This is a genomic window from Microbacterium sp. DT81.1 (assembly GCF_049844955.1).
Classification (GTDB): Bacteria; Actinomycetota; Actinomycetes; order Actinomycetales; family Microbacteriaceae; genus Microbacterium.
This window is the reverse complement of sequence record NZ_JBNCMA010000001.1, coordinates 126,567-152,745: the sequence shown is the minus strand read 5'-3', so window position 1 is coordinate 152,745 and position 26,179 is coordinate 126,567. Positions and strand designations below refer to the sequence as shown.

24 protein-coding genes, 1 pseudogene and 1 riboswitch are annotated in these 26,179 nt (G+C 70.4%); of the genes and pseudogenes, 17 read left to right on the top strand and 8 right to left on the bottom strand.

Annotation, left to right across the window (positions count from 1 at the left end; translation table 11 throughout):
- From ACLQ2Q_RS00670 to ACLQ2Q_RS00620, 11 genes and pseudogenes are all read left to right on the top strand, one after another.
- A pseudogene (locus tag ACLQ2Q_RS00670) lies at nt 1–775 on the top strand (fumarylacetoacetate hydrolase family protein); the annotation flags it as partial.
- Nucleotides 757–1,467, top strand: coding sequence for a GntR family transcriptional regulator (locus ACLQ2Q_RS00665; RefSeq protein ID WP_425816917.1), 711 nt, complete (start codon nt 757–759; stop codon nt 1,465–1,467). The pseudogene ACLQ2Q_RS00670 and the gene ACLQ2Q_RS00665, both read left to right, overlap by 19 nt.
- Nucleotides 1,464–3,026, top strand: coding sequence for a 5-carboxymethyl-2-hydroxymuconate semialdehyde dehydrogenase (gene hpaE / locus ACLQ2Q_RS00660; protein WP_425816915.1), 1,563 nt, complete (start codon nt 1,464–1,466; stop codon nt 3,024–3,026). Before ACLQ2Q_RS00665 ends, hpaE begins: the two co-directional genes overlap by 4 nt.
- A 107-nt stretch (nt 3,027–3,133) precedes the next feature.
- The gene (hpaD, locus tag ACLQ2Q_RS00655; RefSeq protein ID WP_425816913.1) at nt 3,134–4,231 is read left to right on the top strand and encodes a 3,4-dihydroxyphenylacetate 2,3-dioxygenase; all 1,098 of its coding nucleotides are present in this window, start codon (nt 3,134–3,136) and stop codon (nt 4,229–4,231) included.
- 89 nt (nt 4,232–4,320) lie between these two features.
- Nucleotides 4,321–5,106 (top strand): fumarylacetoacetate hydrolase family protein, encoded by a 786-nt coding sequence (locus ACLQ2Q_RS00650; protein WP_425816911.1) that lies wholly within the window; start codon nt 4,321–4,323, stop codon nt 5,104–5,106.
- Nucleotides 5,091–5,891, top strand: coding sequence for an HpcH/HpaI aldolase family protein (locus ACLQ2Q_RS00645; protein ID WP_425816909.1), 801 nt, complete (start codon nt 5,091–5,093; stop codon nt 5,889–5,891). Before ACLQ2Q_RS00650 ends, ACLQ2Q_RS00645 begins: the two co-directional genes overlap by 16 nt.
- 35 nt (nt 5,892–5,926) lie before the next feature.
- Entirely contained in the window at nt 5,927–6,742 is an 816-nt protein-coding gene (locus ACLQ2Q_RS00640; protein WP_425816907.1) for a transglutaminase-like domain-containing protein, read from the top strand.
- A gap of 85 nt (nt 6,743–6,827) precedes the next feature.
- Entirely contained in the window at nt 6,828–7,385 is a 558-nt protein-coding gene (locus tag ACLQ2Q_RS00635; RefSeq protein WP_425816905.1) for a hypothetical protein, read from the top strand.
- Between the two features lie 157 nt (nt 7,386–7,542).
- Entirely contained in the window at nt 7,543–8,397 is an 855-nt protein-coding gene (locus ACLQ2Q_RS00630) for an ABC transporter substrate-binding protein (RefSeq protein WP_425816903.1), read from the top strand.
- Nucleotides 8,398–8,521: 124 nt separating this feature from the next.
- Nucleotides 8,522–9,394: an amino acid ABC transporter permease gene (locus ACLQ2Q_RS00625; protein ID WP_425816901.1), complete on the top strand. Its 873-nt coding sequence runs from the start codon at nt 8,522–8,524 to the stop codon at nt 9,392–9,394.
- Nucleotides 9,391–10,128, top strand: a complete 738-nt coding sequence (locus ACLQ2Q_RS00620; RefSeq protein WP_425816899.1) for an amino acid ABC transporter ATP-binding protein — start codon at nt 9,391–9,393, stop codon at nt 10,126–10,128. The genes ACLQ2Q_RS00625 and ACLQ2Q_RS00620 overlap by 4 nt, the downstream gene beginning before the upstream one ends.
- A gap of 227 nt (nt 10,129–10,355) precedes the next feature.
- Here the strand turns inward: ACLQ2Q_RS00620 and ACLQ2Q_RS00615 are convergent, their stop codons facing one another.
- Both ACLQ2Q_RS00615 and glyA read right to left on the bottom strand, forming a co-directional pair.
- A complete protein-coding gene (locus ACLQ2Q_RS00615; RefSeq protein WP_425816897.1) occupies nt 10,356–11,243 on the bottom strand; it encodes a bifunctional methylenetetrahydrofolate dehydrogenase/methenyltetrahydrofolate cyclohydrolase in 888 nt (295 codons plus the stop codon).
- Nucleotides 11,244–11,428: 185 nt separating this feature from the next.
- Nucleotides 11,429–12,703: a serine hydroxymethyltransferase gene (gene glyA, locus ACLQ2Q_RS00610; RefSeq protein WP_425816895.1), complete on the bottom strand. Its 1,275-nt coding sequence runs from the start codon at nt 12,701–12,703 to the stop codon at nt 11,429–11,431.
- 37 nt (nt 12,704–12,740) lie between these two features.
- A riboswitch (ZMP/ZTP riboswitch) is annotated at nt 12,741–12,824 on the bottom strand.
- 53 nt (nt 12,825–12,877) lie between these two features.
- Here glyA and ACLQ2Q_RS00605 point away from each other — a divergent pair.
- The 6 genes from ACLQ2Q_RS00605 (at nt 12,878) to ACLQ2Q_RS00580 (ending at nt 20,623) form a co-directional block, all read left to right on the top strand.
- Nucleotides 12,878–14,341 (top strand): family 20 glycosylhydrolase, encoded by a 1,464-nt coding sequence (locus ACLQ2Q_RS00605; protein ID WP_425816893.1) that lies wholly within the window; start codon nt 12,878–12,880, stop codon nt 14,339–14,341.
- Nucleotides 14,338–15,492, top strand: a complete 1,155-nt coding sequence (nagA, locus tag ACLQ2Q_RS00600; RefSeq protein WP_425816891.1) for an N-acetylglucosamine-6-phosphate deacetylase — start codon at nt 14,338–14,340, stop codon at nt 15,490–15,492. Before ACLQ2Q_RS00605 ends, nagA begins: the two co-directional genes overlap by 4 nt.
- A 392-nt stretch (nt 15,493–15,884) precedes the next feature.
- Nucleotides 15,885–18,332 carry a sigma-70 family RNA polymerase sigma factor gene (locus ACLQ2Q_RS00595; RefSeq protein ID WP_425816889.1) on the top strand — a complete coding sequence of 816 codons (2,448 nt, stop codon included), beginning with the start codon at nt 15,885–15,887 and terminating at the stop codon, nt 18,330–18,332.
- Between the two features lie 112 nt (nt 18,333–18,444).
- Nucleotides 18,445–18,831 carry a YrdB family protein gene (locus ACLQ2Q_RS00590; RefSeq protein ID WP_425816887.1) on the top strand — a complete coding sequence of 129 codons (387 nt, stop codon included), beginning with the start codon at nt 18,445–18,447 and terminating at the stop codon, nt 18,829–18,831.
- Nucleotides 18,828–20,225, top strand: coding sequence for an FAD-binding oxidoreductase (locus ACLQ2Q_RS00585; RefSeq protein ID WP_425816885.1), 1,398 nt, complete (start codon nt 18,828–18,830; stop codon nt 20,223–20,225). Before ACLQ2Q_RS00590 ends, ACLQ2Q_RS00585 begins: the two co-directional genes overlap by 4 nt.
- Nucleotides 20,222–20,623 (top strand): NUDIX hydrolase, encoded by a 402-nt coding sequence (locus ACLQ2Q_RS00580; protein ID WP_425816883.1) that lies wholly within the window; start codon nt 20,222–20,224, stop codon nt 20,621–20,623. The genes ACLQ2Q_RS00585 and ACLQ2Q_RS00580 overlap by 4 nt, the downstream gene beginning before the upstream one ends.
- 15 nt (nt 20,624–20,638) lie before the next feature.
- Here ACLQ2Q_RS00580 and ACLQ2Q_RS00575 read toward each other — a convergent pair whose 3' ends face one another.
- The 6 genes from ACLQ2Q_RS00575 to ACLQ2Q_RS00550 form a co-directional block, all read right to left on the bottom strand.
- Nucleotides 20,639–21,034: a PPOX class F420-dependent oxidoreductase gene (locus tag ACLQ2Q_RS00575; RefSeq protein ID WP_425816881.1), complete on the bottom strand. Its 396-nt coding sequence runs from the start codon at nt 21,032–21,034 to the stop codon at nt 20,639–20,641.
- A gap of 59 nt (nt 21,035–21,093) precedes the next feature.
- On the bottom strand, nt 21,094–21,873 hold the full coding sequence (locus tag ACLQ2Q_RS00570; protein ID WP_425816879.1) for a glucosamine-6-phosphate deaminase: 780 nt from the start codon (nt 21,871–21,873) through the stop codon (nt 21,094–21,096).
- On the bottom strand, nt 21,866–22,807 hold the full coding sequence (locus ACLQ2Q_RS00565) for an ROK family protein (RefSeq protein WP_425816877.1): 942 nt from the start codon (nt 22,805–22,807) through the stop codon (nt 21,866–21,868). Before ACLQ2Q_RS00565 ends, ACLQ2Q_RS00570 begins: the two co-directional genes overlap by 8 nt.
- A gap of 43 nt (nt 22,808–22,850) precedes the next feature.
- Nucleotides 22,851–23,813, bottom strand: a complete 963-nt coding sequence (locus tag ACLQ2Q_RS00560; protein WP_425816875.1) for a carbohydrate ABC transporter permease — start codon at nt 23,811–23,813, stop codon at nt 22,851–22,853.
- Nucleotides 23,810–24,790, bottom strand: coding sequence for a carbohydrate ABC transporter permease (locus ACLQ2Q_RS00555; protein ID WP_425816873.1), 981 nt, complete (start codon nt 24,788–24,790; stop codon nt 23,810–23,812). Before ACLQ2Q_RS00555 ends, ACLQ2Q_RS00560 begins: the two co-directional genes overlap by 4 nt.
- Before the next feature lie 79 nt (nt 24,791–24,869).
- Nucleotides 24,870–26,135, bottom strand: a complete 1,266-nt coding sequence (locus ACLQ2Q_RS00550; RefSeq protein ID WP_425816871.1) for an extracellular solute-binding protein — start codon at nt 26,133–26,135, stop codon at nt 24,870–24,872.
- Nucleotides 26,136–26,179 lie beyond the last annotated feature (44 nt).

Below are 26,179 nucleotides of genomic sequence, written 5' to 3'. Positions count from 1 at the left end.
AGGGGCGAAGAACGAGGACGACGCCTCGACAAGCTCGGCGACCGGCGAATCGGTCCCTGAGCCTGTCGAAGGGGCGAGGGGCCTTTCCGACGAACTCCGCGCGAAGCTGGTCGCCGCGCCCGTGGCGGGACTCAGCGCGCAACTGCGCAAGCGGGGCCTCGACAACATGACCATCGACGGCGTGCACGCGAACCGACCGGGCACGAAGCTCGTCGGCACGGCGAAGACCCTCCGTTTCGTCCCGGGCCGCGAAGACCTCTTCGCCAGTCACGGCGGCGGCTACAACGCGCAGAAGCGGGCCTTCGACGCGGTCCGGCCCGGTGAGGTGATCGTCATCGAGGCGCGCGGCGAGCGCGGCTCCGGCACGCTCGGCGACGTGCTCGCGCTGCGCGCGTACACCGTCGGCGCCGCCGGCATCGTCACGGACGGCGGGGTCCGCGACTACGACACGGTCGCCGACATCGACCTCCCCGTCTTCTCCAACGGCGCGCATCCGGCGGTGCTCGGCCGCAGGCACGTGCCATGGGACGTCGACGTCACGATCGGCTGCGGCGGCACCACGGTGCAGCCGGGCGACATCATCGTGGGCGACGGTGACGGCGTGATCGTCATCCCGCCCTCCCTCGTCGAGGAGGTCGTCGATGCGGCCCTCGAGCAGGAGGAAGAAGACGCCTTCGTCGCCGAACAGGTGCGGGCCGGGCATCCGGTGGATGGGCTCTTCCCGATGAACGACGCGTGGAAGGCGAGGTACCGCACGTGGCGGAAGACGCGGTGAAATCCGACCTCAGCAAGTCGCAGCAGGCGTATCACTTCATCAAGGAGCGCATCGCCCGCCAGGACTTCACGCCCGGCTACCGGCTCGTCCTCGGCAACCTGGCCAAGGACCTCGACATGTCGGTGGTCCCCGTCCGCGAGGCGATCCGCCAGCTCGAGGCCGAAGGGCTCGTCACGTTCGAACGGAACGTGGGCGCGCACGTGTCGATGGTGGATGATTCGGCCTACCGCAACAGCATGCAGGCGCTCAGCATCCTCGAGGGCGCGGCGACCGCGCTTTCGGCCCGGCAGCTCAGTGCCGACGACATCCGCCGCGCCCGCGAGATCAATGCGCTGATGATCGAGACGCTCGACCACTTCGACCCGCACTCGTTCACCGCGCTCAATCAGGAGTTCCACGCGACGCTGTTCGATCGCTGCGCGAACCCGCGTCTGCTCGAGATCGTGCGCGGCGAATGGGGCCGGCTCGGCAACCTCCGCGACTCGACCTTCAGCTTCGTGCCCGGTCGCGCGGCGGAGTCCGTGCGCGAGCACGAGAACATCGTGCGGCTGATCGAGATCAGCGCACCGCTGAGCGAGATCGAGGACGCCGCCCGCCGCCACCGCTCGGCGACCCTCGACGCCTACCTCGTGCACGAGCACCCCGACGAGGCGCTCGGCCTCCCCCGACTTGCAGAACTGGAGAAGCGATGACCGACACCGCCGTGGTCCGCGGGCACGTGCCCGCCGATCTGCCCACCCGCATCCAGCACTACATCGACGGCGAGTTCGTCGACTCCGCGGACGGCTCGACGTTCGACGTGCTCGACCCCGTCTCGAACGAGACGTACTTGCAGGCTGCAGCCGGCAAGAAGGCCGACATCGACCGGGCGGTGGCATCCGCCCGGCGTGCGTTCACCGAGGGACCGTGGCCTCGGATGCTGCCGCGCGAGCGCTCGCGCGTGCTGCACAGGATCGCCGACATCGTCGAGTCGCGGGATGCCCGGCTGGCCGAGCTGGAGAGCTTCGACTCCGGACTGCCGATCACCCAGGCGCTCGGCCAGGCCCGCCGGGCGGCCGAGAACTTCCGCTTCTTCGCCGACCTGATCGTCGCGCAGACGGATGACGCCTTCAAGGTGCCGGGTCGCCAGATGAACTACGTCAACCGCAAGCCGATCGGCGTGGCGGGGCTGATCACACCCTGGAACACCCCGTTCATGCTGGAGTCGTGGAAGCTCGGCCCCGCCCTCGCGACCGGCAACACGGTCGTGCTGAAGCCCGCGGAGTTCACTCCGCTGTCGGCCTCACTGTGGGCGGGCATCTTCGAGGAGTCGGGTCTCCCGCAGGGGGTCTTCAACCTGGTCAACGGGCTGGGCGAGGAAGCCGGGGACGCCCTGGTGAAGCATCCGGACGTTCCCCTCATCTCCTTCACGGGCGAGAGCCGCACGGGGCAGTTGATCTTCGGCAACGCCGCGCCGTTCCTGAAGGGGCTGTCGATGGAGCTCGGCGGCAAGTCACCCGCCGTCGTGTTCGCGGACGCCGACCTCGAGGCCGCCGTCGACGCCACGATCTTCGGGGTGTTCTCGCTGAACGGCGAGCGCTGCACCGCGGGTTCGCGAATCCTGGTGGAACGCCCGATCTACGACGAGTTCGTCGAGCGATACGCCGCGCAGGCCAAGCGCGTGGTGGTCGGCTATCCGCACGATCCGGCCACCGAGGTCGGCGCGCTGGTGCATCCGGAGCACTACGACAAGGTCATGAGCTACGTGGAGATCGGCAAGACCGAGGCACGGCTCGTCGCCGGCGGCGGGCGTCCCGACGGCTTCCCAACGGGCAACTTCGTCGCGCCGACGGTGTTCGCGGATGTCGCCCCGGAGGCCCGGATCTTCCAGGAGGAGATCTTCGGCCCGGTCGTCGCGATCACTCCGTTCGACTCCGACGAGGAGGCCCTCGCCCTGGCGAACGGAGTGAAGTACGGCCTCGCGGCCTACGTCTGGACGAGCGACCTCAAGCGCGCGCACAACTTCTCGCAGGCGATCGAGGCCGGGATGGTGTGGCTCAACTCGAACAACGTGCGGGACCTCCGCACCCCGTTCGGCGGTGTCAAGGCCTCCGGTCTCGGGCACGAGGGCGGATACCGCTCGATCGACTTCTACACCGACCAGCAGGCCGTGCACATCACCCTCGGCGAGGCGCACAACCCGACCTTCGGCAAGGCGCCGACGCCGAACCCTCACGGCGAGACCGACCTCGACGACCCCGACCCCCGCTGACGGCCCTTCGTCTCGTCGACGGACCCACACCACCCGGTCGCCGAGCCTGTCGAGGCGTCGACCCCTCGACAGGCTCGGGGACCGGATACGAAAGCAAGGACGCTGATATGAATGACCGCCTCCCCACACCCACTGCCCCGGCACCCGACATCCTGCGCTGCGCGTACATGGAGATCGTCGTGACCGACCTCGCGGCATCCCGAGCGTTCTACGTCGACGTGCTCGACCTCATCGTCACCGAGGAGGACGAGAACGCCGTCTACCTGCGCTCGTTCGAGGAGTTCATCCACCACAATCTCGTACTGCGCAAGGGTCCGGTCGCCGCGGTCGCCGCCTTCTCGTACCGGGTGCGCAGCCCCGAAGAGCTCGACAAGGCCGTCGCGTTCTACGAGGAGCTCGGATGCCGCGTCGAGCGTCGCCCCGAGGGCTTCACGAAGGGCATCGGCGACTCCGTGCGCGTGGAGGATCCGCTCGGATTCCCGTACGAGTTCTTCTACGACGTCGAGCACGTCGAACGTCTCGCGTGGCGCTACGACCTCTACACACCGGGTGCCCTCGTGCGACTGGACCACTTCAATCAGGTCACGCCCGACGTGCCCCGTGCGGTGGCGTATATGGAGGATCTCGGCTTCCGCGTGACCGAAGACATCCAGGACGAGGAGGGCACCGTCTACGCGGCGTGGATGCGGCGCAAGCCCACGGTGCACGACACCGCGATGACCGGCGGCGACGGACCTCGTATGCACCACATCGCGTTCGCGACGCACGAGAAGCACAACATCATCGCGATCTGCGACAAGCTCGGGGCGCTCCGGCGCTCCGATGCGATCGAGCGCGGACCGGGGCGCCACGGCGTGTCGAACGCCTTCTACCTCTACCTGCGCGATCCCGACGGGCACCGCATCGAGATCTACACACAGGACTATTACACGGGCGACCCCGACAATCCGGTCGTCACATGGGACGTGCACGACAATCAGCGCCGGGACTGGTGGGGCAACCCCGTGGTGCCGTCCTGGTACACCGAGGCATCCACCGTTCTGGATCTCGACGGCAGCCCGCAACCGCTCGTCGCGCGCACCGACGACAGCGAGATGGCGGTCACGATCGGCGCCGACGGGTTCTCCTACACGCGCCCGGATGAGCCGGCCGAGGCGCTGCCGAGCTGGAAGCAGGGCGAGTACAAGCTGGGCCACCAACTCTAGGCTGCCCGGTCGCCGAGCCTGTCGAGGCGTCGACCCTTCGACAAGCTCAGGGACCGCTGGGTAGCGTGACAACGACAAGGAGACGCAGGATGCTGGATGACGCGACCATCGCCGCGATCGCGGAGGAGCTGGCCGAGGCCGACCGCACGCACGGGGTGATCCCGCGGGTCACCGCGCGCTACCCCGACGCCACGATCGAGGACTCCTACGCGATCCAGGCCGTCTGGCGCGACCGCAACATCGCCGCCGGACGCCGCCTCGTCGGCCGCAAGATCGGGCTCACGTCCAAGGCGATGCAGCAGGCGACCGGCATCACGGAGCCCGACTACGGCGTCATGTTCGATGACACCGTGTACGAGAGCGGCGCCGAGATCCCCGTCGACCTCTTCTCCAACGTCCGGATAGAGGTCGAACTGGCCTTCGTGCTGTCCCAGCCCCTCGCAGGCCCGGACCGCACGCTCGGGGATGCTCTGGCCGCGATCGACTACGCCGTTCCGGCGCTCGAGGTGCTGAACTCGCACATTGAGCTCGAGGGCCGCACGATCGTCGACACCATCTCGGACAACGCCGCGTACGGGGCGATGGTGCGGGGATCGACCCAGAAGCGCCCCGACGAGATCGACCTGCGGTGGGTGCCGGGTGTGCTGTCCCGCAACGGCGAGATCGAGGAGACCGGCGTCTCCGCCGGTGTTCTGGGTCATCCGGCCACCGGCGTCGCGTGGCTTGCCAACAAGCTGCACCAGCACGGGGACCGCCTCGAAGCGGGGGAGGTCATCCTCGCCGGGTCGTTCACGCGCCCGATGTGGGTGTCGCGCGGCGACCTGGTGCACTGCGACTATGGACCGATGGGGACCATCTCGTGCCGCTTCAGCTAGCCGCAACGTTCCGCGAGCGCATCGCGCAGTCCGCCCGCCCGCTCGCCGGCATGTGGGTGTGCTCCGGCTCGCCGCTCGTCGCGGAGATCTGCGCCGGCGCGGGCCTGGACTGGCTGCTGATCGATACGGAGCACTCGCCGAACGGGCTCGAATCCACGCTCGCGCAGCTGCAGGCCGTCGCCGCCTACCCGACCACCCCGGTCGTGCGCGCACCCGTCGGCGACGTCGTGACGGTGAAGCAGCTGCTCGATCTCGGGGCGCAGAACCTGCTCATCCCGATGGTGTCCACCGCGGACCAGGCGCGCGAGATGGTCGCCGCCGTGCGCTATCCGCCACGCGGCGTGAGGGGCGTCGGAAGCGCGCTGGCCAGGGCCGCGCGGTGGAACCGGGTCGACGACTATCTCGGGGCGGCCGACGCGCACGTATCGCTGTACGTCCAGATCGAGACGGTCGCGGGTGTCGAGGCGGCGGCGGACATCGCCGCCGTGGACGGGATCGACGGCGTCTTCGTCGGACCGTCCGACCTCGCGGCATCCATGGGTCTTCTCGGTCAGCAGACGCATCCGGATGTCGAGGCCGCCGTCATGCGCACCTTCGATGCGGTGCGCGCCGCCGGCACCCCGGTCGGCGTGAACGCATTCGATCCCGAACTCGCCGATCGCTACCTCGGCGCGGGTGCGTCCTTCATCCTCGTGGGGGCGGACGTCGCGCTGCTTGCACGCGGGTCCGAGGGCCTCGCGGCCCGCTACGCGCCGGTCGAAGGCGGCGAGCGCGAGAGCTACTGAACGGGGCACGCTCCGGAGCATGGCACGCTTGGGGTATGGCATCCGAAGAGCTTCCCCAGCGCAGTGTCGCCAGCACCATCACGGTCAAGGTGACCGAGCCCGCCGAGCTGATCTTCTCGGTCGCGGTCGGCGAGATCTACGAGCCGTCGCAGGAGTGGGTCAACGCGAGCGTCGACGGGCGGCAGATCGAAGCCGAGGAACTCGTCGATGCCCACGGCACCCGCCTGCACCGGGTGCAGGCACCGGTGGGCGAGCTCCGCTTCGACTACTCCGCGACCGTTCCCGCGGCCGCCGGACTCGAAGAGCCCGACCCGACCGACCTGGTGCGCTATCTGCGGCCCAGTCGCTACGCCGAGTCCGATTCGCTCGGACCCACGGCCGGCGCCGAGTTCTCCGGCATCAAGGACGCCGCCGAGCTGCTGCACTCCGTGTCGTCGTGGGTCGGCACACGGCTCGCGTACGTGAGCGGGTCGAGCCTGCCGACCGATGGAGCAGTGCGCACGCTGCTCTCACGTCAGGGCGTCTGCAGGGACTTCGCGCACCTCACCGTCGGCCTGCTGCGCGCACTGAATGTCCCCGCGCGCATGGCGTCCGTGTACGCCCCGGGGCTCTACCCGATGGACTTCCACGCGGTCGCAGAGGCGTACGTGGACGGCGGCTGGTACGTCGTGGACGCGACCACCCTGGCGCCGCGCCAGACGCTGGTGCGCATCGCGACCGGACGGGATGCCGCCGACACGGCGTTCCTGACCGTGACATCCGGCCGCATCGAGCTCGGCCAGATCACGGTGACCGCGGTGTCCGACACGCTGCCGTACGACGACGTGACGAAGCTCGTCGCGCTGCGCTAGGAGATTCGGGCTGGGGGGATGCCTACCCGCGCCGAACCCGCAAGGCCCGAGCACGGTGCTCGTCCTCTGTGGCAACGTAGTGGGTATGAAGACATGGGTCGTGCGATTCCTCTCGCTCCTGGTGTTCAACATCGTCGTGCTGCTCGTGATCGGGTGGCTCACCCCGGCGCGCGTCGGCTTCTCGGCGTTCTGGGGCGCGGTCATCCTGACCGCCGGGACGATCTGGGTGAAGCCCGCCGTACACGGGTGGTTCACGCGGATGTCCGCCAAGTCGGCGTCGCAGCGCACCAAAGTGGGCGAGCGCCTCGTCGAGTTCGTGATCGTCTACGTGGTCGCGCTGCTCATCTGGATGCTGGTCGTGCTGCTCTCCGGCGTCAACGTCGGCGGCTTCTTTTGGGGCTACGTGCTTCCGCCGCTCATCCTGCTCATCGGCTGGGCGATCTACGCCGCGATCGATGATCGCGTCGAGGGACACGCCGGCGCGCTGTACGACCGGGCCGCCGGCAAGCGGAGGGCGACGGCGGGTGGCACCGTGCCGCTGACGGACGCCCCGCGACCCGCTTCGGCCACGGCCGAGGTGCAGCGGGAGCTCAAGGACGGCCTCACGCCCGAGCAGCGCAAGATGCTCGACGACCTCGGCTGAGCCGTCTCGCGCCGCCCTGCAGGGCGCTCCCGCCGGAGAGCCGAGCTCGCATGAAGGTCATGTAACAAACCGACCCGCACCCGCGGCGTCCACGCCACCCCGCGGGAGAATAGTGGGGCCGCGCCCGGACCGCGGCATCCCGAGTACTGGAGGCACCATGCCGCACTTCCGCTCCTCCCTGCGCGCCGCGACGGTCGGCGTCGCGATCGCGGCGCTCGCCCTCACGGGGTGTGCGTCCGGCGCCTCCGCTCCGGCGGAATCGAACGACGCCGACAGCGGCTACGTGACACCCGGAAAACTCACCGTAGGCACCGGCGAACCGGCCTACTACCCCTGGGTGATCGACGACGAGCCCGAGAGCGGGGAGGGCTTCGAGTCCGCCGTCGCGTACGCCGTGGCGGAGGAGCTCGGCTTCGCCGAGGACGACGTCGTCTGGGTGCGCACGACCTTCGACGAGGCCATCGCACCAGGACCCAAGGACTTCGACTTCAACCTGCAGCAGTTCTCCATCACCGAGGAGCGGGAGCAGTCGGTGGACTTCAGCTCGCCGTACTACGAGACCACGCAGGTCGTCGTGACCACCGGCGACTCCCCCGCGGCCGATGCATCCTCGATCGCCGACCTGCAGGGGCTCCTGATCGGCGCCCAGACCGGCACGACCAGCTTCACCGCCATCGAGCAGGTCATCGCGCCGACGCAGGGCGCCCAGGCGTTCAATTCCAACGACGACGCCAAGCTCGCCCTCGAGAACGGCCAGGTCGACGCGATCGTCCTCGACCTGCCCACCGCCTTCTACATCTCGGGGGTCGAGCTGACCGACGGCGTGCTCGTCGGGCAGCTGCCGGCCATCGAGGGGGCGGATGCCGATCGCTTCGGCCTCGTGCTGGCCAAGGACTCGCCGCTCACCGAAGACGTGACCGCGGCGGTGGATGCGCTGCGGGAACGCGGGGTGCTCGACGAGCTGGCGACGGAGTGGCTCGGGGGCGAGGGCCAGGCGCCGCTGCTCGAATGAGCACTGGCCCCGCTGCTCGAATGAGCACAGCCCGGTTGCTGGCATGAGCACTGTCCGGTTGCTGGAATGAGCACTGTCCGGTTGCTGGAATGAGCACGCGTCGGCGCTCGACTAGCCTGGCTCGATGACAGGCCCGCCCGGCATCCTCTCAGCGCACGCGCCCAGCGCCGTCGAACTCGAGCGACAGGCGTATCGCAAGCGGCAGGGCGGCAGGTCTGTCCTCCTCAGCCTGCTCTCGACGCTCGTCCTCGCGGCGGTGGTATGGGTCGCGCTCCTGAACACGCCCGGCTGGGCGGTGGTTCAGCAGACGTTCTTCAACGGCGAGGTGTTCGTCGCGTCGCTGCCCCGGGTCTGGGAGGGCTTCCTGCTCAACCTCCGCGTGCTGGCGATGGCGTCGGTCCTGGTGGTGCTCGTGGCCCTGCTCCTCGCCACGATCCGCACACTGCGGGGTCCGATCTGGCTGCCGCTGCGGGTCTTCGCCGCCGCCTACACCGACCTCTTCCGCGGCGTGCCGCTCATCATCGTGCTGTACCTGGTCGGCTTCGGCATCCCGGGACTCGGGCTCATCCCCGTGCGCGTGCCCGCGGAGGTGTGGGGCACCATCGCCCTGACCCTCACCTACTCGGCCTACGTCTCGGAGGTGTTCCGCGCGGGCATCGAGGCCGTGCATCCGTCGCAGCGCCAGGCCGCGCGCTCGCTCGGACTGAGCCACGCGAAGACCATGCGCCTGGTCGTGGTCCCGCAGGCCGTCCGCAAGGTGACCCCGGCGTTGATGAACGACTTCGTGGCACTGCAGAAGGACGTCGGGCTGATCTCCATCCTGGGTGCAGTGGATGCCGTGCGAGCGGCCCAGATCGAGACGGCGAGGTTCTTCAACTTCACGCCGTACGTCGTCGCCGGCCTGCTGTTCGTGCTGCTCGCGATTCCGACGATCCGCCTCACCGACTGGTACACGGCGCGGGTGCGGGCGCGCGAGCAGGTCGGCGGCATCGTATGACCGAGCCGGTGCTGCGCCTGGACGGCGTGTCGAAATCCTTCGACGACCACGTCGTGCTGCGCGGCATCGACCTCATCGTCGAACCGGGCGAGGTGGTCGCGCTGATCGGCGCGAGCGGCTCTGGAAAGTCGACCCTGCTGCGGACCGTGAACCTGCTCGAGCGGATCGATGACGGGCAGATCTGGCTGTCGGGCCTGGACGTCAGCGACCCCCGCGTGAACGCCGACGCGGTGCGTGCCCGCATCGGGGTCGTCTTCCAGCAGTACAACCTCTTCCCGCACATGAGCGTGCTCGAGAACGTGACCCTGGCGATGCGGCACGTGCAGCGGATGCCGCGCCGGCAGGCGGATGCCGAGGGCATGCGCCTGCTCGAACGCGTCGGCCTCGCGGCGAAGGCCCAGGATCATCCCGACCGCCTCTCGGGGGGGCAGCAGCAGCGGGCCGCGCTGGTGCGGGCGATCGCCACGGCGCCCGAGCTGCTGCTGCTCGATGAGATCACGAGCGCCCTGGATCCGGAGCTGGTCGCGGAGGTGCTCGACCTCGTGCGCCAGCTCGCCGCGGACGGCGCCACGATCGTCATGGCGACCCACGAGATGGCCTTCGCCCGCGACGTTGCCCATCGCGTCGTGTTCCTCGACGGGGGCCGCATCCTCGAGCAGGGGTCACCGGCCGCGGTTTTCGGGGCGCCGCGCGAGCCGCGCACCCAGGAGTTCCTCGCGCGCTTCCGCGCCTGAGGCCCACCCCGGTCCCGGTGCTGGTTGGGACGCGCGGCCGTTCGGGAGGAGATCCCGAATAGGGAGGATGGCGCGCGCCGTTCCGGCCCTCCCTGCGGTCCACGGCTCGCAGTTCGCGTCATCCGGCGCAGGTTCGGGAGGAGATCCGGGATCGGGAGGATGCCGCGGGCCGTTCCGGCCCTCCGGAACGCAGATCTCCTCCCGAAGCCCGCGCCGGCCGCGCCCGCTCAGCCGGCCGCGCGCTCCGCGGACTCGACGACGTTCGACACCAGCAGGGCGCGGGTCATCGGACCCACTCCCCCGGGATTCGGCGAGAGCCATCCCGCCACCTCCGCCACGGCGGGGTCGACATCCCCGGCGAGTTTGGCCCGGCCGCCCTCGGTCGTGCCGACACGCGTGACGCCGACGTCGAGCACGGCGGCGCCGGGCTTGATCCAGTCCGCCTTCACGAGGTGCGGCTGGCCGACGGCCGCGACCACGATGTCGGCGCGGCGCACCTCGGCCGCAAGATCCACCGTCCGGGAGTGCGTCAGCGTGACGGTGGCATCGGTGCCCTTGCGGGTCAGCAGCAGCCCGAGCGGCCGCCCCACCGTGATGCCTCGTCCGATCACCGTCACCTGTCTGCCGGAGATCTCGACTCCGTGACGGGTGAGCAGCTCGATGATCCCGGCCGGCGTGCACGGCAGCGGGGCTGCAACGGCGGCCGCCGGGTCGACGCCGAGCACGAGCCGTCCGAGGTTCGTGGGGTGCAGCCCGTCGGCGTCCTTCGCGGGGTCGACGAGCTCGAGGATCGCGTTCTCGTCGATGCCCTTCGGCAGCGGAAGCTGCACGATGAAGCCGGTCACGGCCGGGTCGTCGTTGAGCGCGCGGACGGCATCCGCGATCTCGTCGAACGAAGCGGATGCCGGCAGCTCGACCTGGATCGAGGCGACACCGACCTCGGCACAGTCGCGGTGCTTCCCCGTGACATAGGAGCGTGACCCCGGATCATCGCCGACGAGCAGCGTGCCGAGTCCCGGAACGATGCCGCGCGCGGCGAGCGCCGTGACCCTCTCGGTCAGTTCGGCCTTGATCGCCGTCGCGGTCGCGATGCCGTCGAGCTTCTGCGCTGTCATGTCGTTCCCTTCTCTCATTCCTCTTTCGCCGGCCCCCGACGCGGGTCCCGTTCCCCGCCGCTGGATCGAGACTCGGCCCTGCGGCCCAGACTCGGCGCGTCGCACGGATCCTCGGCCGCCCGACGATTCTCGATGAAACCGAACCGGCGCGGTCCGGCGGCGCGGGTCCGGCGGGCTCCGGCCGCCTACTGGTGCAGGTCGGGGTACAGCGGGAACCGGGCGGTCAGGGCCGCGACCCGGGCCCGGAGTCCCTCGGCATCCACGTTCGGGAGCAGGGCGAGCGCGATGATGTCGGCGACCTCGGCGAACTCCTCGTCGCCGAAGCCGCGCGTGGCCAGCGCCGGGGTGCCGATGCGCAGGCCGGACGTGACCATCGGCGGACGAGGGTCGTTGGGCACCGCATTGCGATTCACCGTGATGTGGATGTCGTGCAGCAGGTCTTCGGCCTGCTTGCCGTCGATCTCGGCGCCGCGGAGGTCGACGAGCACGAGGTGCACGTCGGTGCCGCCGGAGCGGATCGCGATGCCGGCATCCGCGACGTCCTGCTGCGTCAGCCGCTCGGCGACGATGTGCGCTCCGCGCACGGTGCGCTCCTGGCGGTCGCGGAACTCCGGGGTGGCGGCGAGCTTGAACGCCGTGGCCTTGGCCGCGATGACGTGCATGAGCGGCCCGCCCTGCTGACCCGGGAACACCGCGGTGTTGATCTTCTTCGCCAGGTCGGCGTCGTTCGTCAGGATGAAGCCCGAACGCGGTCCGCCGATCGTCTTGTGCACCGTCGACGAGACGACGTGCGCGTGCGGCACCGGCGACGGGTGGACTCCGGCCGCGACGAGCCCGGCGAAGTGCGCCATGTCGACCCAGAGCAGTGCGCCGACCTCGTCGGCGATCTCGCGGAACCGCGCGAAGTCGAGCTGACGGGGGTAGGCCGACCAGCCGGCGATGATCACCTTGGGCTTGTGCTCGATCGCGAGGCGGCGCACCTCGTCCATGTCGATGATCGAGGTCTCGGGGTCCACGCCGTAGGCGACGATGTTGTAGAGGCGGCCCGAGAAGTTGATCTTCATGCCGTGCGTCAGGTGACCGCCCTGATCGAGCGCGAGTCCGAGCAGGGTGTCGCCGGGGCGCGCGATGGCGTGCAGCACGGCGGCGTTCGCGGTGGCGCCCGAGTGGGGCTGCACGTTCGCGAACTCTGCGCCGAAGAGGGCCTTGGCCCGCTCGATGGCGAGCTCCTCCGCGACATCCACCTCTTCGCACCCGCCGTAGTAGCGCCGGCCGGGGTATCCCTCCGCGTACTTGTTCGTGAGGACGGAGCCCTGGGACTGCAGCACGGAGACGGGCACGAAGTTCTCGGACGCGATCATCTCGAGGAACCCGCGCTGGCGGTCGAGCTCGCGCTGCAGCACCTGTGCGATCTCGGGATCGACTTCGGAGAGGGGGGCGTGAAAGTAGGGGTCGGTCACAGCGTGCTCCTTGACGACGGCTCGGAAAAAGAAGGTCCGCATCGGCCCAGGCGTGCGGTCGAATGCCGTGTCGGTCGCTTCCCGGTGGTGGCCCACCTCAACGCCAGTCGCGACCTGATGAGCATACCGGATGGGGGGTGACGGATGCCGGGGGCTTTTGTTAGGGTTCCTTACATGCACATCGTGCCCGCTCCGGCGGTCTTCCAGGACCTGTCCCACGCCGCCCCGTACCTGCTCGACGCGCAAAACCTGGACGCCGCCATCGAGACCGCGCTGGACGCGATCGACGAAGAGCTGGTCTCGGGCGAGGGCCTGGGGGCCGAGGGCTATCGCCTGTACATCGACGACCTGGCGATGCGCGCCGAGGCGGAGACCGAGGCCGGGCTCTTCTACGCCCGCCAGAGCCTCACGCAGCTCGTCACGGAGCGGGGCGGGCGGTGGGCCGTGCCGGCCGCGGCCATCCGGGACGCTCCGCGCTTCCCCTACCGCGGTGTCATGCTCGACGTGGCCAGGCACTTCTTCCCGGTCGAGGTCGTCAAGGCCTACATCGACCGCGCCGCGGCGCTGAAGCTCAACGCGCTGCACCTGCACCTCACCGACGACCAGGGCTGGCGCATCGAGATCGAGGCGTGGCCGAGGCTGACCGAGACCGCCTCCGGCACGTCGGCGAACGGCGATCCTGGTGGCTTCTACACGAAGGCCCAGTACCGCGAGATCGTCGCGTACGCGGCATCCCGCCACATGATCGTGGTGCCCGAGATCGATGTGCCCGGCCACACCCACGCGGTGACTCTCGCGTACCCGGAGCTGACCGAGGCGCCGGTGCTGACCGACCTGCACGCCGTCGCCGCCCGGGAACTCGGGCAGGAACTGCCCGTGACCGGCGAGCCGTACACCGGCTGGGCCGTCGGGTTCTCCTCACTCAAGATCCACGACGAGGCGACCTACGCGTTCCTCGCCGACGTGTTCGGCGAGCTCGCCGAGATGACGCCGGGGCCCTACCTGCACCTCGGCGGCGACGAGGCCCTCGGCACGCCAGCGGAGGACTTCCAAGCCTTCGTCGCGCGGGTCTCGCAGATCATCGCCGGCACGCGCAAAACTCCGATCGCCTGGCACGAGGCCGGGGCCGCCTCCGGGCTCGCCCTCGGCACGGTCGGACAGTACTGGCAGCTGCGCACGCCGGCGGAGCACCAGGCGGCAGAGGCTCGTGCCTTCGTCGCGAACGGCGGCCGGGTCATCCTCTCGCCCGCCGATGCGACCTACCTGGACATGAAGTACGACTCGTCGACGCCCCTGGGGCTGACGTGGGCCGACGGTCCGACGAGCGTCGAGCGCTCGTACTCGTGGGACCCCGCCGCCATCGTGCCCGGCATCCAGGATGACGACATCCTGGGCGTCGAGGCGCCGCTCTGGACCGAGACGGTTGCGACCCTCGCAGACATCGACCAGCTCGCCTTCCCGCGGATCGCCTCGGCGGCTGAGATCGGCTGGTCCCCGGCGGACTCGGCCCTGCGCACCTGGGACTCCTTCCGCGCGCGCGTCGGTGCCCTCGGACCGCTGTGGGCGAGCCAGGGGACGGGGTTCCACCGCTCCGGCGAGATCGACTGGGCGCCGGGCTCGGGCACGGGCGCTTCGTGAGGACCGTCCTTCACTCCGCACGCCTGGTAACGGGCGGGAGGATCGTGGACGACGGATGGGTCCTCTTCGACGGCGGCGTCGTCGCCGAGACCGGTGCGGGAACGGGATGGCGGGATGCCGCGGCCGGCACGATCGTGGATGCCACCGAAGTGGCGGGGGCCGGTGCCCTGCTGACGCCGGGCTTCATCGACATCCATGGGCACGGCGGCGCCGGCTTCTCGTACGACGACGGCCCGGATGCGATCCGCGCGGCCCGTGCCCTGCACCGAGCCCATGGAACGACGCGCGCCGTGATCTCGCTGGTGACGGCGCCCCTGGACGATCTGGAACGTCGCGTGCGCATGGTCGCCGACCTCACGGAGACCGATCCCGACGTGCTCGGCTCGCATCTGGAGGGACCGTTCCTGGATGCCGGCCACCGCGGCGCCCACCGGGCCGAGTTCCTGCGGAACCCGGACCCGGCGGCACTGGCCGCTCTGCTGACCGCCGGACGAGGAACCCTTCGTCAGGTGACGCTGGCGCCCGAACTGGCGGGCGGGATGGAGGCGATCGGTCTCGTGACCCGGGCCGGCGCCGCCGCGGCGGTGGGACATACGGATGCCGACGCCGGCCGGTCCGTCGCCGCCTTCGATGCCGGCGCGACGATGCTGACGCACGCATTCAACGCCATGCGGGGGCTCCATCACCGAGCACCGGGCCCCGTGGGCGCCGCCGCGAACGATGCGCGCGTCGTGCTCGAGGTGATCGGAGACGGCGTGCACGTCGACGCCCGGATCATCCGCATGCTCTTCGCCTCTGCTCCCGGCCGAATCGCGCTCATCACCGACGCGATGGCCGCGGCGGGCGCCGGCGATGGGCACTACTCCCTCGGCGACCTCGCGGTGGACGTGGTCGACGGAGTCGCACGGCTCCATGGCGGCGGATCGATCGCAGGATCGACCTCCACGCAGGACGCTGCTCTTCGGCTGGTGGTCGCCGCCGGCGTGCCGCTGGAAGAGGCCGTCGCAGCGCTGACGAGCACACCCGCCGGCGCAATCGGAATGAGCGATCGGCTCGGGAGCCTCGCGGAAGGATTCTCGGCGGACGCCGTGCTGCTGACGGCGGGACTGGAAGTGTGCGGCGTGTGGACGGCGGGCGCCCCGCTGGTCTGAGTGCGGACAGCCCGCACCGCTTTCCCACCGTCGCGTCTCACCGCCGTCCCCAGCGACGGCCCCCTGCGGGGAATGACGGGCCCGGGTCTCCCTCCCCCGTGGTAGACCCGGGGCCCATCTGAACCCGCTCTCGGATGCGCTCCGGGCCGCGAGTCGCTCTTGCCGGACGCTCATCCCCCGATGAGCTGCCGACAGACCTTCCTGCTGATGAGACGTCGGATGCCCCCGTCTATTACGCCGATCCGGGAAAGTTTCTTCTTGCCCTGGGAATCCGCCGTCGGGCTAGGCGAAACGGGCGCTGACCATGAGAATGGGTAAGGGGCCGGGGACCGCACTTCAGCGCGTGCCTTCTCGGACCCGCACCGTCCTCAGCGCCGAAGACCCGGAGCACCATGATCAGACCCGACGGATCCCCGACCGAGGGAACGCCACCGCTGCTCGGCGACACGGCCGATGCCGAACTGGTGCTGCGGACGCGCTCTGGAAACCGCGATGCGTTCGGCGAACTCTGGCGGCGGCACTATCGGTCCGCGGTCACCGTCGCGCGGTCGGTCACGTCCAGCCTCGACGCTGACGACCTCGTGCAAGAGGCCTACGCCCGCATCTACCAGTCCATCCTCAGGGGTGGAGGGCCGACCGGTTCGTTCCGCGCCTACCTCTTCACCAGCATCCGCAACACGGCGGCCGCGTGGGGTCGCTCGCGCAAGGAACTCCCATCCGACGAGCTCGACGCGATCGAGGACCCGGCAACCACCGAGGAGGCGACCGACGACGCCCTCGACCGCAGCCTCACCCACCGGGCATTCCAGAGCCTGCCTTCGCGCTGGCAGGAGGTGCTCTGGTACTCGGAGGTCGAGCAGATGAAGCCCGCCGAGATCGCGCCCCTCCTGGGCATGAAGCCCACGGCTGTCGCGCAGCTCACGTTCCGCGCCCGCGAGGGGCTTCGCGAGGCCTGGATCCAGGCGCACCTGCGCAGCGTCGAGGACGGCTCGGACTGCCAGTGGACCATCGAGCGGCTCGGGACGTACGCACGGAACAACCTCAGCACCCGCAACACCGTCAGGCTCGAGACGCACCTGTCGGAGTGCGCGCGCTGTGCGATCGTCGCCGGTGAGGCCAAGCACGTCTCGCACCGCCTGGCGCTCGTCCTCCTCCCCCTCACCGTGGGGGTGGCCGGCGCCGCCGGTTACCTCGCGTCGGTGCAGGGCGGCGGAGTGGCCATCGTGGCGTTGGCTGCGATGCCCTCGACGATCACCGAGGGCGCCGTCACCGTCGGAACGTCGGCAGGCGCCGCGGGTGCGGCGGGAACCGGCGCGGGCGCGGCAGGCTCGGCTGCGGCGGGAACCGGCGTCGGCGCCGCTGGGTCGGGCGCGGCCGGAACGGGCGCCGGAGCCGCAGGCACCGGTGCGAGCGCCGCCGGAACGGGCTTCGGTGCCGCCGGAACCGGAGTGAGCGCCGCGGGAACGGGCGTGAGTGCCGCCGGAACGGGCGTCAGCGCGGCAGGCTCGGGCGTCAGCGCGGCAGGCTCGGGCGTGGTCGCCGGAACGGGCGCGGGTGCCGCCGGCACAGGCGCTGCCGGAGCCGGCGCTGCCGGAGCCGGAGTCAGCGCTGCGACCGCAGGTGCGGGCGCAGCGGGCGTCGGCGCTGCGGGTGCAGGTACGACAGCGGGCGGGGCGGCCGTCGCTGGGGCCGGCGCAGGCGCCGCAGGCGCAAGCGCCGGCGCAGCAGGAGCCGGGCTCGCGAGCGCCGGCGCCGCAGGAGCGGCCGGAGCGGGCGCGGCCGGAGCCGCAGCCGGTGCAGGAGCCGCCGGAGCGGGAGCCGCAGGAGCGGCCGCTGCGACCGGTGCAGGCGCCGCCGCCGGTGCGGGCGCCGCCGCTGCCGGCGCCGCCGCGGTTTCGAGCGTCGCCGCCGGTGCGAGCGCCGCCGCAGGCGCCGGCGCGGTTGTCGGGGCCGGGCTCGCCGCCGGGGCGGGACTGGCGGGCGCTTCGGCCGGTATCGCCGCCGGAGGGATGCTCTCGGGCCTGACCGCCGGCGCGAGTATCGCCGCAGCGAGCGTCGTGGTGGTCGGCGCCGTCGTAGCCGGCACCGTTGCTCCATCCATCGTGGCCGGGCCACCCGCCAGCTCCGTCTCGACGAATGACGCGAGCGCTCCGTCCAGCGGTGACGCCGCCATCTCTCCTCCCTCCAGTTCATCACTTCCCCCGGAGGGTCCTTGGCCCGGCGACCTGCCGGGCACTGCCCCCGGCGAAGGGGAGCAGGTCATCGTCGACGCTCCGACGGTGCCCGCCGAGTCTGTGACCGACCCGCAGGTGGACGACGCGGTGGCGCCGGGCGAGGTCCCCCCGGTCGATGTCCTTCCAGAGGCGGAGTCCGAGACGACTTCATCGCCCAGCCCCGCTCCGGAGAGCGACCCCACTCCTCAGAACGACACGCCTTCCGGGAACGACCCTTCTCAGACCGACGCTGCTCCTCAGACACCAGCGACCCCGCAGAACCCGGGAAGCCCGCAGGACGGCACCCCGCCGGTAGAGCCCGCAGATCCGGCGCCCTTCGGCTCCCCCGCGGGAGCGCCTGCCGTCGGCGTGGTGACGGCGACGGAGCCGGATGGGCGGGAGCCGCGCGTCCTGTCGGTCTCCCTGTCGGGCGCTCCCGGCGCCGCCGTCGAGGTTCTCGTCGACGGAGCACTGTGGGCGACAACGACCCTGGGGGGCGACGGGAGCGGCGCGGTCACCCTGGAATTCAGCGCGCGCGAATTCACCACATCCGCTCTGCGTTTCGCGCATACGGACGGTGACAGCACGCCCGAGCACTCGCCCGCGGTGTGGGACGCCCGTTACTGAGCCCGCATCCCCGCTGAGCCCGCACAGTGCCCGCATCCCCTCTGGCCCGCTGGCCCGCATCCTCGCGGGTCACGCCGAAGAGCGGCGCAGCGCCGGCGCCTAGAATAGAGCCATGTCCGAGTCGTCGCCCGTCGCTCCGCAGCGCCCCGAGGAGCCGCTTGCTCGTGCCCCGCTGGCCGGCCTCGACATCGTCCGGTTCCTCACCGAGATCTTCGCCTTCCTCACGTTCGCACTCTGGGGCTTCCTCGCGTGGCCGTTTCCGTGGAACATCGTGGCCGGCATCGCGGCGCCCGCCGCGGCAATCCTGCTCTGGGCTCTGTTCGTATCCCCGAAAGCCGTCATCCCCACGCACCTCTTCGTGCGCTCCTTCGTCGAACTCCTGATCTTCGCGTCGGCGACCATCGCATGGTGGAGCATGGGGCAGACCTGGATCGGCATCGCCTTCGCCGTGGTCGCCGTCACGTCGGGAGTGCTCGCGGGTCGCCGGCGACTCTCATGACGGCACACCTGCGAACCGACGTGGCGACCGACGTGCTGGCGCGCCTGCGCGCCGAGCTCGGCGAGCACGTCGACACGAGCCCCGCGGCGCTCGAAGACGCCCGCGCCGACAAGTCCGGGCACCGGTCCACGGGTGCGCCGCTCGCCGTCGTGCACGCGGCATCCGTCGAAGACGTGCAGGCGACGCTGCGCATCGCGAGCGAGACGGGCACGCCGGTGGTGACCCGCGGCGCGGGCACGGGCCTCGCCGGCGGGGCGAACGCCGGCCCCGGTGAGATCGCGCTCTCGACCCGCGGCATGACCCGCATCCTCGAGGTGCGCCCGGACGATCTGCTCGCCGTCGTCGAGCCCGGCATCCTGAACGCCGAGCTCAACGCCCACCTCGCGGAGCACGGCCTGTGGTGGGCGCCCGATCCGGCGAGCCGCGCCATCTCGACGGTCGGCGGCAACATCGCCACCGGCGCCGGCGGCCTGCTCTGTGCGAAGTACGGGGTCGTGCGGGACGCGGTGCTGGGCGTCGACCTCGTGCTGGCCGATGGGCGCCTCCTGCGGCTCGGTCACCGCAGCGTCAAGGGCGTCACCGGACTCGACCTCACGTCGCTCGTCATCGGATCGGAGGGCACCCTCGGCGTCATCGTCGGGGCGACGCTCAAACTGCGCCGGCTCGTGCCGGGGGTGCCGTGCACCGTGGCCGCGACGTTCCCCGACGTGCGCGCCGCCGCGGCCGCGTCTTCCGCAGTCACCGCGGCCGGACTGCAGCCGTCGATCATGGAGCTGATGGACGCCGCGTGCCTGGAGGCGGTGCACCGGCTGCTCGCGCTGCCGGCCCCCACGCCCGGCGCCGCTCAGCTCACGATCCAGACCGATGGGCCTGCGGCGGATGTCGAGGCCGACGCGATCGCGGCGGTGCTCACGGCCGGCGGTGGGACCGTCTCGCTGACGCACGACCCGGCCGAGGGCGAACGGCTGCTGGCGATCCGCCGGTCGATGCATCCGGCGATGGAGGCGCTCGGCACGACGCTGATCGAGGACGTCTCCGTCCCGCGCAGCCGCCTCCCGGAGATGTTCGACGAGATCGCCCGGGTCGAGCGCGAGCACGGCGTGACGATCCCGACGGTGGCGCACGCGGGCGACGGCAACCTGCATCCGAACTTCATCTTCGACGCCCTTCCGGACGGCGAGGTGCCGGCTCACATCTGGGATGCCGCGGACGACCTCTTCCGCTCCGCCCTCCGCCTCGGCGGCACGCTGACCGGCGAGCACGGCATCGGCCTGCTGAAGCGGCGGTGGCTCGCCGACGAGCTCGGCGACGACCAGTGGAAGCTGCAGCGCGAGATCACCCGCGTCTTCGATCCGCAGGGGATCCTCAACCCCGGCAAGGTCTTCGCGGAGTGACGTCCCCGCGGATCTTCGTCAGCGCTGCCGTGATCACGGATGTCGATGGGCGGGTGCTGGTCGTCCGCAAGCACGGCACCTCGGTGTTCATGCAGCCGGGGGGCAAGCCCGAGACCGGCGAGAGCGCCGCCGAAGCCCTGGCGCGCGAGCTGCACGAGGAGGTGGGCCTGGTCGTCCAGCCGCACGATCTGCAGCCGCTCGGGACGTTCGAAGCGGATGCGGCCAACGAGCCGGGGCATCGCGTCGTCGCGGCCGCGTTCCGCGTCGCCGCGGAGCCCGATGCCGTGTCGGCGCACGCCGAGATCGCCGAAGTGCGCTGGATCACTCCCGCCGATGTCTCGACGATGGCGCTGGCCCCGCTGAGCCTGGACTTCCTGCTCGCGCTGGCCTGGGGCTGAGCGGACGCGGGGCGGTCAGCCGCCGACGCTGCTGATCCTGTCGGCCCCGATCGTGATGATCACACGCACCTGGTCGCGGCCGCCGTACCAGCCATAGGGCTTGCCGCTGTACTTCTCCGAGAGGGTGTCGATGTGCTCGGCGCCGCCTTCCGCGGTCACGCTCAGCGCGCGACCCCGCACCTGGAAGAAACGTCGCGGCTTGGCGGGATCGCTGATCGTCAGGGCGACGCGGGGATCGCGACGGATGTTGCGGACCTTGAGGTGCGTGTCGACGCTGTTGACGATCACATGCTCGCCATCGGTGTCGACCCAGACCTGCGTCAGCTGCGGCGAGCCATCCCGCATGAGCGTCGCGATGTAGCAGGTGCTCGGCGCGCGCAGCAGGTCGAGGAGTCCTTCGGGAAGGATCATTGCTTGACCCTACGTCGGTCGTCGGGGGTGCCGGCGCGCTGGCCGAGAACCGGCGGCCGCTACAGGCCCTGCCACTCGGGCTTGTTGTCGAACGTGTACCGGTAGTAGTCGGCGAAACGCAGGCGGGATGCCGCCTCTTCGTCGATCACGACCGTTGCGTGCGGGTGCAGCTGAATCGCGGATGCGGGGAGCGAGGCCGTGACGGGGCCCTCCACGGCGCCGGCCACCGCCTCGGCCTTGCTGTCGCCGAAGGCGAGCAGCACGAGGTGCCCGGCGCGGAGGATGGTGCCGAGTCCCTGGGTGATGCAATGCCGGGGGACGTCGTCGATCGAGTCGAAGAACCGCGCGTTGTCGGAACGAGTCTGCTCGGTCAGGGTCTTGACACGCGTCAGGGAGGCGAACGACGACCCGGGCTCGTTGAAGCCGATGTGGCCGTCGGTGCCGATGCCGAGCAGCTGCAGCTCCACTCCCCCGGCCGCCCCGAGCGCCGCCTCGTAGTCCTCACCGGCATGCTCGATGCCCTCGAGCCGGCCGTCGGGCACCCGGATGCGGGCCGGATCGAGGCCGAGCGGCTCGATGACCTCACGCGCGATCACGGAGCGGTAGCTCTCCGGGTGCGCCGGGTCGAGGCCCACGTACTCGTCGAGGGCGAACCCGCGCACGGAGGAGAGGTCGAGGCCCTGCAGTCGCTCGGGCAGCGCCTCGTACACGGGCACAGGGGTGGATCCCGTCGCCAGCCCGAGCACCACATCGGGCGTCCGGCGGATCAGACGCGCGATCTCGTCGGCCACCAGGGCGCCGGCGGCCGCGCCATCCGGAACGATGATGATCTCAGCCATGCGTCAATACTCCCTCGGGGTCCCGCGTCGCACCCACCATCGCGGCACCGAAGGCGGCCGCGGGCGATCCGGCGGGCAGCAGTTCGAAGCGCTCCTCGAGGCGGAGGGACTGCATGAAGGCGGATGCCGCGGCCCCGACGCGCAGCTCTCGGCGCACGTCCGACGCCAGACGGCCGCCCAGTGCGGTGAGGCCCCCTCCGAGCACGACGGCGTCGACGTCCGCGGTCAGCACGAGCACGCGAACTCCGGCGGCGATCCCGTGCGCGAGCCCCGCTCGCAGCGCGTGCGCGGTCGGGTCGCCCGCGTCGGCGGCATCGAAGACGTCGCGCACCGGCAGGGCACCGGGTCGTCCCCACCTCTGGGCGATGGCGGCGCCGCCGGCGAACGCCTCGATGCAGCCGCGCTGTCCGCAGCGGCAGAGGGGCCCGTTCGGATCGATCGAGATGTGCCCGACCTCACCGGCGGTCCCGCGCGCCCCGCGCCACAGCTCCCCGCCGGTCACGATGCCCGCGGCGATGCCGGTTCCGACATTGAGGAACGCCATCGAGCGAGCCCGGCCGCTGCCATCGCCGGGGCGGAGCGCGTCGGCGCCGAGCGCCGCGGCCTTGACATCGTTCTCGACCCGCACGGGCACACCGAGCTGCGGTTCGAGGGCCGCCCCCAGATCGAGCTCGTCGACACCGAGGTTCACCGCGTGCGTCACGAGCGACGAACCCGGCTCGACCTGACCGGGGATGCCCACGCCGATGGAGGAGATCTCCCCCGACGCGATGCCGGCGTCGCGGTTGAGCGCGGCGACGGCGCGCAGCAACGTGGCGACCACGGCATCCGGTCCCCAGCCGGTGGCGAGGCGCACCCGCCCCACGATCTCGCCGGCGGGCGACACCGCGACCGCGTCGGTCTTGGTGCCCCCGACATCCAGGCCCACCCTCATGAGCCGACCTCCCCGTGGGAGTCGGCCGTTTGGTGCGTGCCCATCAGCCCTTGACCGCCCCGGAGACCAGGCCGCCCGTCATCCGCCCCTGCACGAAGAGGAAGAAGATCACGACGGGGATGGCGATCATCGTCGAGCCGGCCATGACGGCACCCCAATTGGTGGCCTCGGTGGCGGATTGAAAGGAGTTGAGCCAGGTGGGCAGTGTCAGGTTGTAGCCCTTCATCAGCAGCAGGGCCATCGTGAACTCGTTCCACGACTGGATGAAGGCGAAGATGCCGGTCGCGACGAGACCAGGCGCGAGCAGGGGGAATGTGACCCGCCAGAACGCCTGCGACTTGGTGCACCCGTCGATCATCGCTGCCTCCTCTAGATCGGCGGGCACGCCGGCCACGAAGCCCCGCAGCGTCCAGATCGTGAAGGGCACGACCGCCGCGACGTAGACGATGCCGAGGCCGAGCATCGTGTTCATCAGACGCCAGTCGTCGATCATGCCGTAGATCGTGAACATCATCGCCTCGCCGGGCACCATCTGCACGATGAGCACCGCGACGATGAACCCGCGGCGGCCGCGGAAGTGGAAGCGCGCGACGGCGACGGAGGCGAGGAACGCGAACAGCAGCGTGACGACGATGACGCCTACCGTGACGATCGTCGACGTCAGAAGCGCGTGGGGGAAGTCTGTCTGACCGGGTGCCGCCTCGCGGGTCCAGGCGGTGACGTAGTTCTGCCACGTGAAGTCCAGGGGAAGAAGGCTCGGCGTGCGGCTGATGATCTTGTTGCCGGGGGTGAACGACATGTTCACCATCCAGTAGACGGGGAACACGCTCGCGGAGAAGACGATGAAGGCGGCGATGTTGAGGAGGGCGCGGACGCCGACCTTCTTGGCCGAGGGGCGGTGCGCCTCGATCGACCCTTTCTTCGGGGGCTTGGGTGCTGCCTCGTCGAGCACCTCGTCGACACCCATGGTGCCGAGCTGCGTGGCGGGAGTGACCTGGTAGCTCACAGCTCCTCCTCCTTGAGTGTGGCGCGGATGTAGCCCCACGACAGCGTGAGCAGCAGGATCACCATCACGACGCCGATGGCAGCCGTGATGCCGAACTCGCCCAGGCCCTGGCGGAACAGGTAGGTGCCCAGCACGTTCGTCTCGGAGGCGATCCCGCCGCGGCTCTGCAGCGCGTAGACCTGGGTGAAGATGCGGAGGTTCCAGATGATCTGAAGGATCAGCACCACCGTCAGCACGCTGCGCAGATAGGGGAAGACGACGAAGCGGAAGCGCTTGGTGCCGTTGGCGCCGTCGAGGGCGGCTGCCTCGAGGACCTCACCGGGGACCTGACCGAGGGCGGCATAGGTCGTGAAGGCCACGAACGGCACGCTCTGCCACACGATGAGGATCGTGAGCACGAAGTAGAACGACAGCGGGTCGATCAGCCACGAGTGGTTGGTCCAGTCGCTGGTGCCCGTGATCGTGTTGAGCAGGTAGTTGACCAGTCCGTACTCGGTGTCGAAGATCCAGCCCCAGACGACGGTGGCGGAGAGGGGCGGCATCGCCCACGCCAGCAGCAGCCCGACGGAGACGAGGATGCGCCACCCTCTGGTCAGCTTGGTCAGCAGGACGGCGACGAGCATGCCGAAGCCCATCGAGAGCACGGTCAGAACGACCATGATCCCGAGGCTGCGCATCAGCACCGCCGGGAAATCCGACTGCGTGAAGATCTCGATGTAGTTGTCGAAGCCGACGAAGTCGGGCAGCGTCCCCTGCACCTTGTCGCGCACCTCGTAGTCGGTGAACGACTGGATCACCATGAGCACGGCCGGATATCCGACCATGACCGCCAGGATGATCGCCGCGGGGGCGAGCAGGGTCCAGCCCGCGCGGCCGTCTCGGCGCAACTTGACGCGCTCGCGCAGGTACGCGTCGCTCTGCGGCACCCAGCTGGGCGTCTTGTCGGGGCGCCGACGGGTGGCGGGGTTCGCGCTCATGGCGCCTCCTCTCGGTGGTTCGGGGAAATCGGGGGGATGGGGGTCCCGGCTCTCGCCGGGACCCCCGGTCGTGCGGTGGTCAGTCGTTCAGGATCGCTTCGATGGCCTCGTCCAGCTCGGTCGCGATCTGCTCGACGTCGCCGCCCTGGGCGATGGCGACGAGCGCGTCCGGGATGATCAGGGCCTTCTCGACCTCGCCCCAGTTGGGGCTCATCGGCGTGAACTTCGAGTTGGCGAGCGCGGTGGCCTGGGCCTGCGTGATCGCGTCATCGGGCAGGTACTGCGCCGCCGAGATGAGTCCGGGCGTGAGGCCACCCTCGGCGAGGAGCTTCTGGTAGCCCTCGGAGAGCATGATCTCGAGCGCCGCCTGGGCCATCTCGGGGCTGCTGCTCTTCTGCGCGATGGCGACGTTCGACCCGCCCGCGAAGATCGGAGCGGTCTCGCCGGCCGTCATGCCGGGCAGCGGGAACGCGGCCAGGTCGGCGCCGTAGGTGTCGGGGCAGCCGGGGTTCTCGGCGTCGGCCGGGGCGAGGATCGACCACTTCACCCAGCCGGGAGCGGAGAGGTATCCGATCTCGCCGGCGCAGAAGGGCACCTGCGGGTCGGCCTCGTCGCCGTCCGCCGGCGCGTTCGTGGCGTTGAGGTAGACCTCCTGGAGCTGCGTCAGGCCCGCGAGGCTCTCCTCGCTGGAGAACTGCGCGTCCCACTCGTCGCCGTCCTGGACCGCGATCTCTCCACCGTGCGCCCACACGTAGGCCAGAGCGTTGTACCAGTCCTTGCCGGGCGCGTAGATGCCCGAGACGGTGTCGGTCGTCATGGCGATGCCGTTGGCCACGTACTCGTCGAGCGTCGTGGGCAGCTCCCCCGTGACGATCTGCGGCGAGTAGAAGACGATGCGGCCACCGGCGTAGTACGGGGCGGCGTAGAACGAGCCGTCGTACGTGCCCGCGTCCACGAGACCCGGAAGCAGGTCGTCGCCGCCGAGGTCGCCTTGGATGTCGCTGATGTCGAGGAACAGGCCCTGGTCGATGAAACCGAGAGCCTGGGTGTTGCCCACCTCGACGACGTCCGGCGAGTCGCTGGAGGAGAGAGCGGCGACGTACGTCTCGCTCGTGTCGGCCCAGGTCTTCTCCTCGACCGTGAGCGTCCAGCCCTCGTTCTCGGCCTCGAACGTGTCCTTGAGGTAGTCACGCGCCGTGTCCGGCGTGTCGGTGCCGACGAGCCAGACCGTCAGGTCGCCCGTCTCCGCCGCTTCTTCGGGAGTGCCGCCGGTGCCACCGGCACAACCCCCGAGGACCACAGCCGATGCGCCCAGAAGGGCGAGGGCTCCGAGCTTCTTGTTCATGGTGTCTTCCTTTTTCGTTTTCTCTTGGTGAAGTACTCGCGTAC

Bases quoted from the DNA above. Each gene is read 5' to 3' on its own strand.
- hpaE (WP_425816915.1), top strand. From the start codon at position 1,464: ATGACCGACACCGCCGTGGTCCGCGGGCACGTGCCCGCCGATCTGCCC.
- hpaD (WP_425816913.1), top strand. From the start codon at position 3,134: ATGAATGACCGCCTCCCCACACCCACTGCCCCGGCACCCGACATCCTG.
- ACLQ2Q_RS00650 (WP_425816911.1), top strand. From the start codon at position 4,321: ATGCTGGATGACGCGACCATCGCCGCGATCGCGGAGGAGCTGGCCGAG.
- ACLQ2Q_RS00640 (WP_425816907.1), top strand. From the start codon at position 5,927: ATGGCATCCGAAGAGCTTCCCCAGCGCAGTGTCGCCAGCACCATCACG.
- ACLQ2Q_RS00635 (WP_425816905.1), top strand. From the start codon at position 6,828: ATGAAGACATGGGTCGTGCGATTCCTCTCGCTCCTGGTGTTCAACATC.
- ACLQ2Q_RS00630 (WP_425816903.1), top strand. From the start codon at position 7,543: ATGCCGCACTTCCGCTCCTCCCTGCGCGCCGCGACGGTCGGCGTCGCG.
- ACLQ2Q_RS00625 (WP_425816901.1), top strand. From the start codon at position 8,522: ATGACAGGCCCGCCCGGCATCCTCTCAGCGCACGCGCCCAGCGCCGTC.
- ACLQ2Q_RS00620 (WP_425816899.1), top strand. From the start codon at position 9,391: ATGACCGAGCCGGTGCTGCGCCTGGACGGCGTGTCGAAATCCTTCGAC.
- ACLQ2Q_RS00615 (WP_425816897.1), bottom strand. From the start codon at position 11,243: ATGACAGCGCAGAAGCTCGACGGCATCGCGACCGCGACGGCGATCAAG.
- ACLQ2Q_RS00605 (WP_425816893.1), top strand. From the start codon at position 12,878: ATGCACATCGTGCCCGCTCCGGCGGTCTTCCAGGACCTGTCCCACGCC.
- ACLQ2Q_RS00595 (WP_425816889.1), top strand. From the start codon at position 15,885: ATGATCAGACCCGACGGATCCCCGACCGAGGGAACGCCACCGCTGCTC.
- ACLQ2Q_RS00590 (WP_425816887.1), top strand. From the start codon at position 18,445: ATGTCCGAGTCGTCGCCCGTCGCTCCGCAGCGCCCCGAGGAGCCGCTT.
- ACLQ2Q_RS00585 (WP_425816885.1), top strand. From the start codon at position 18,828: ATGACGGCACACCTGCGAACCGACGTGGCGACCGACGTGCTGGCGCGC.
- ACLQ2Q_RS00575 (WP_425816881.1), bottom strand. From the start codon at position 21,034: ATGATCCTTCCCGAAGGACTCCTCGACCTGCTGCGCGCGCCGAGCACC.
- ACLQ2Q_RS00570 (WP_425816879.1), bottom strand. From the start codon at position 21,873: ATGGCTGAGATCATCATCGTTCCGGATGGCGCGGCCGCCGGCGCCCTG.
- ACLQ2Q_RS00565 (WP_425816877.1), bottom strand. From the start codon at position 22,807: ATGAGGGTGGGCCTGGATGTCGGGGGCACCAAGACCGACGCGGTCGCG.
- ACLQ2Q_RS00555 (WP_425816873.1), bottom strand. From the start codon at position 24,790: ATGAGCGCGAACCCCGCCACCCGTCGGCGCCCCGACAAGACGCCCAGC.
- ACLQ2Q_RS00550 (WP_425816871.1), bottom strand. From the start codon at position 26,135: ATGAACAAGAAGCTCGGAGCCCTCGCCCTTCTGGGCGCATCGGCTGTG.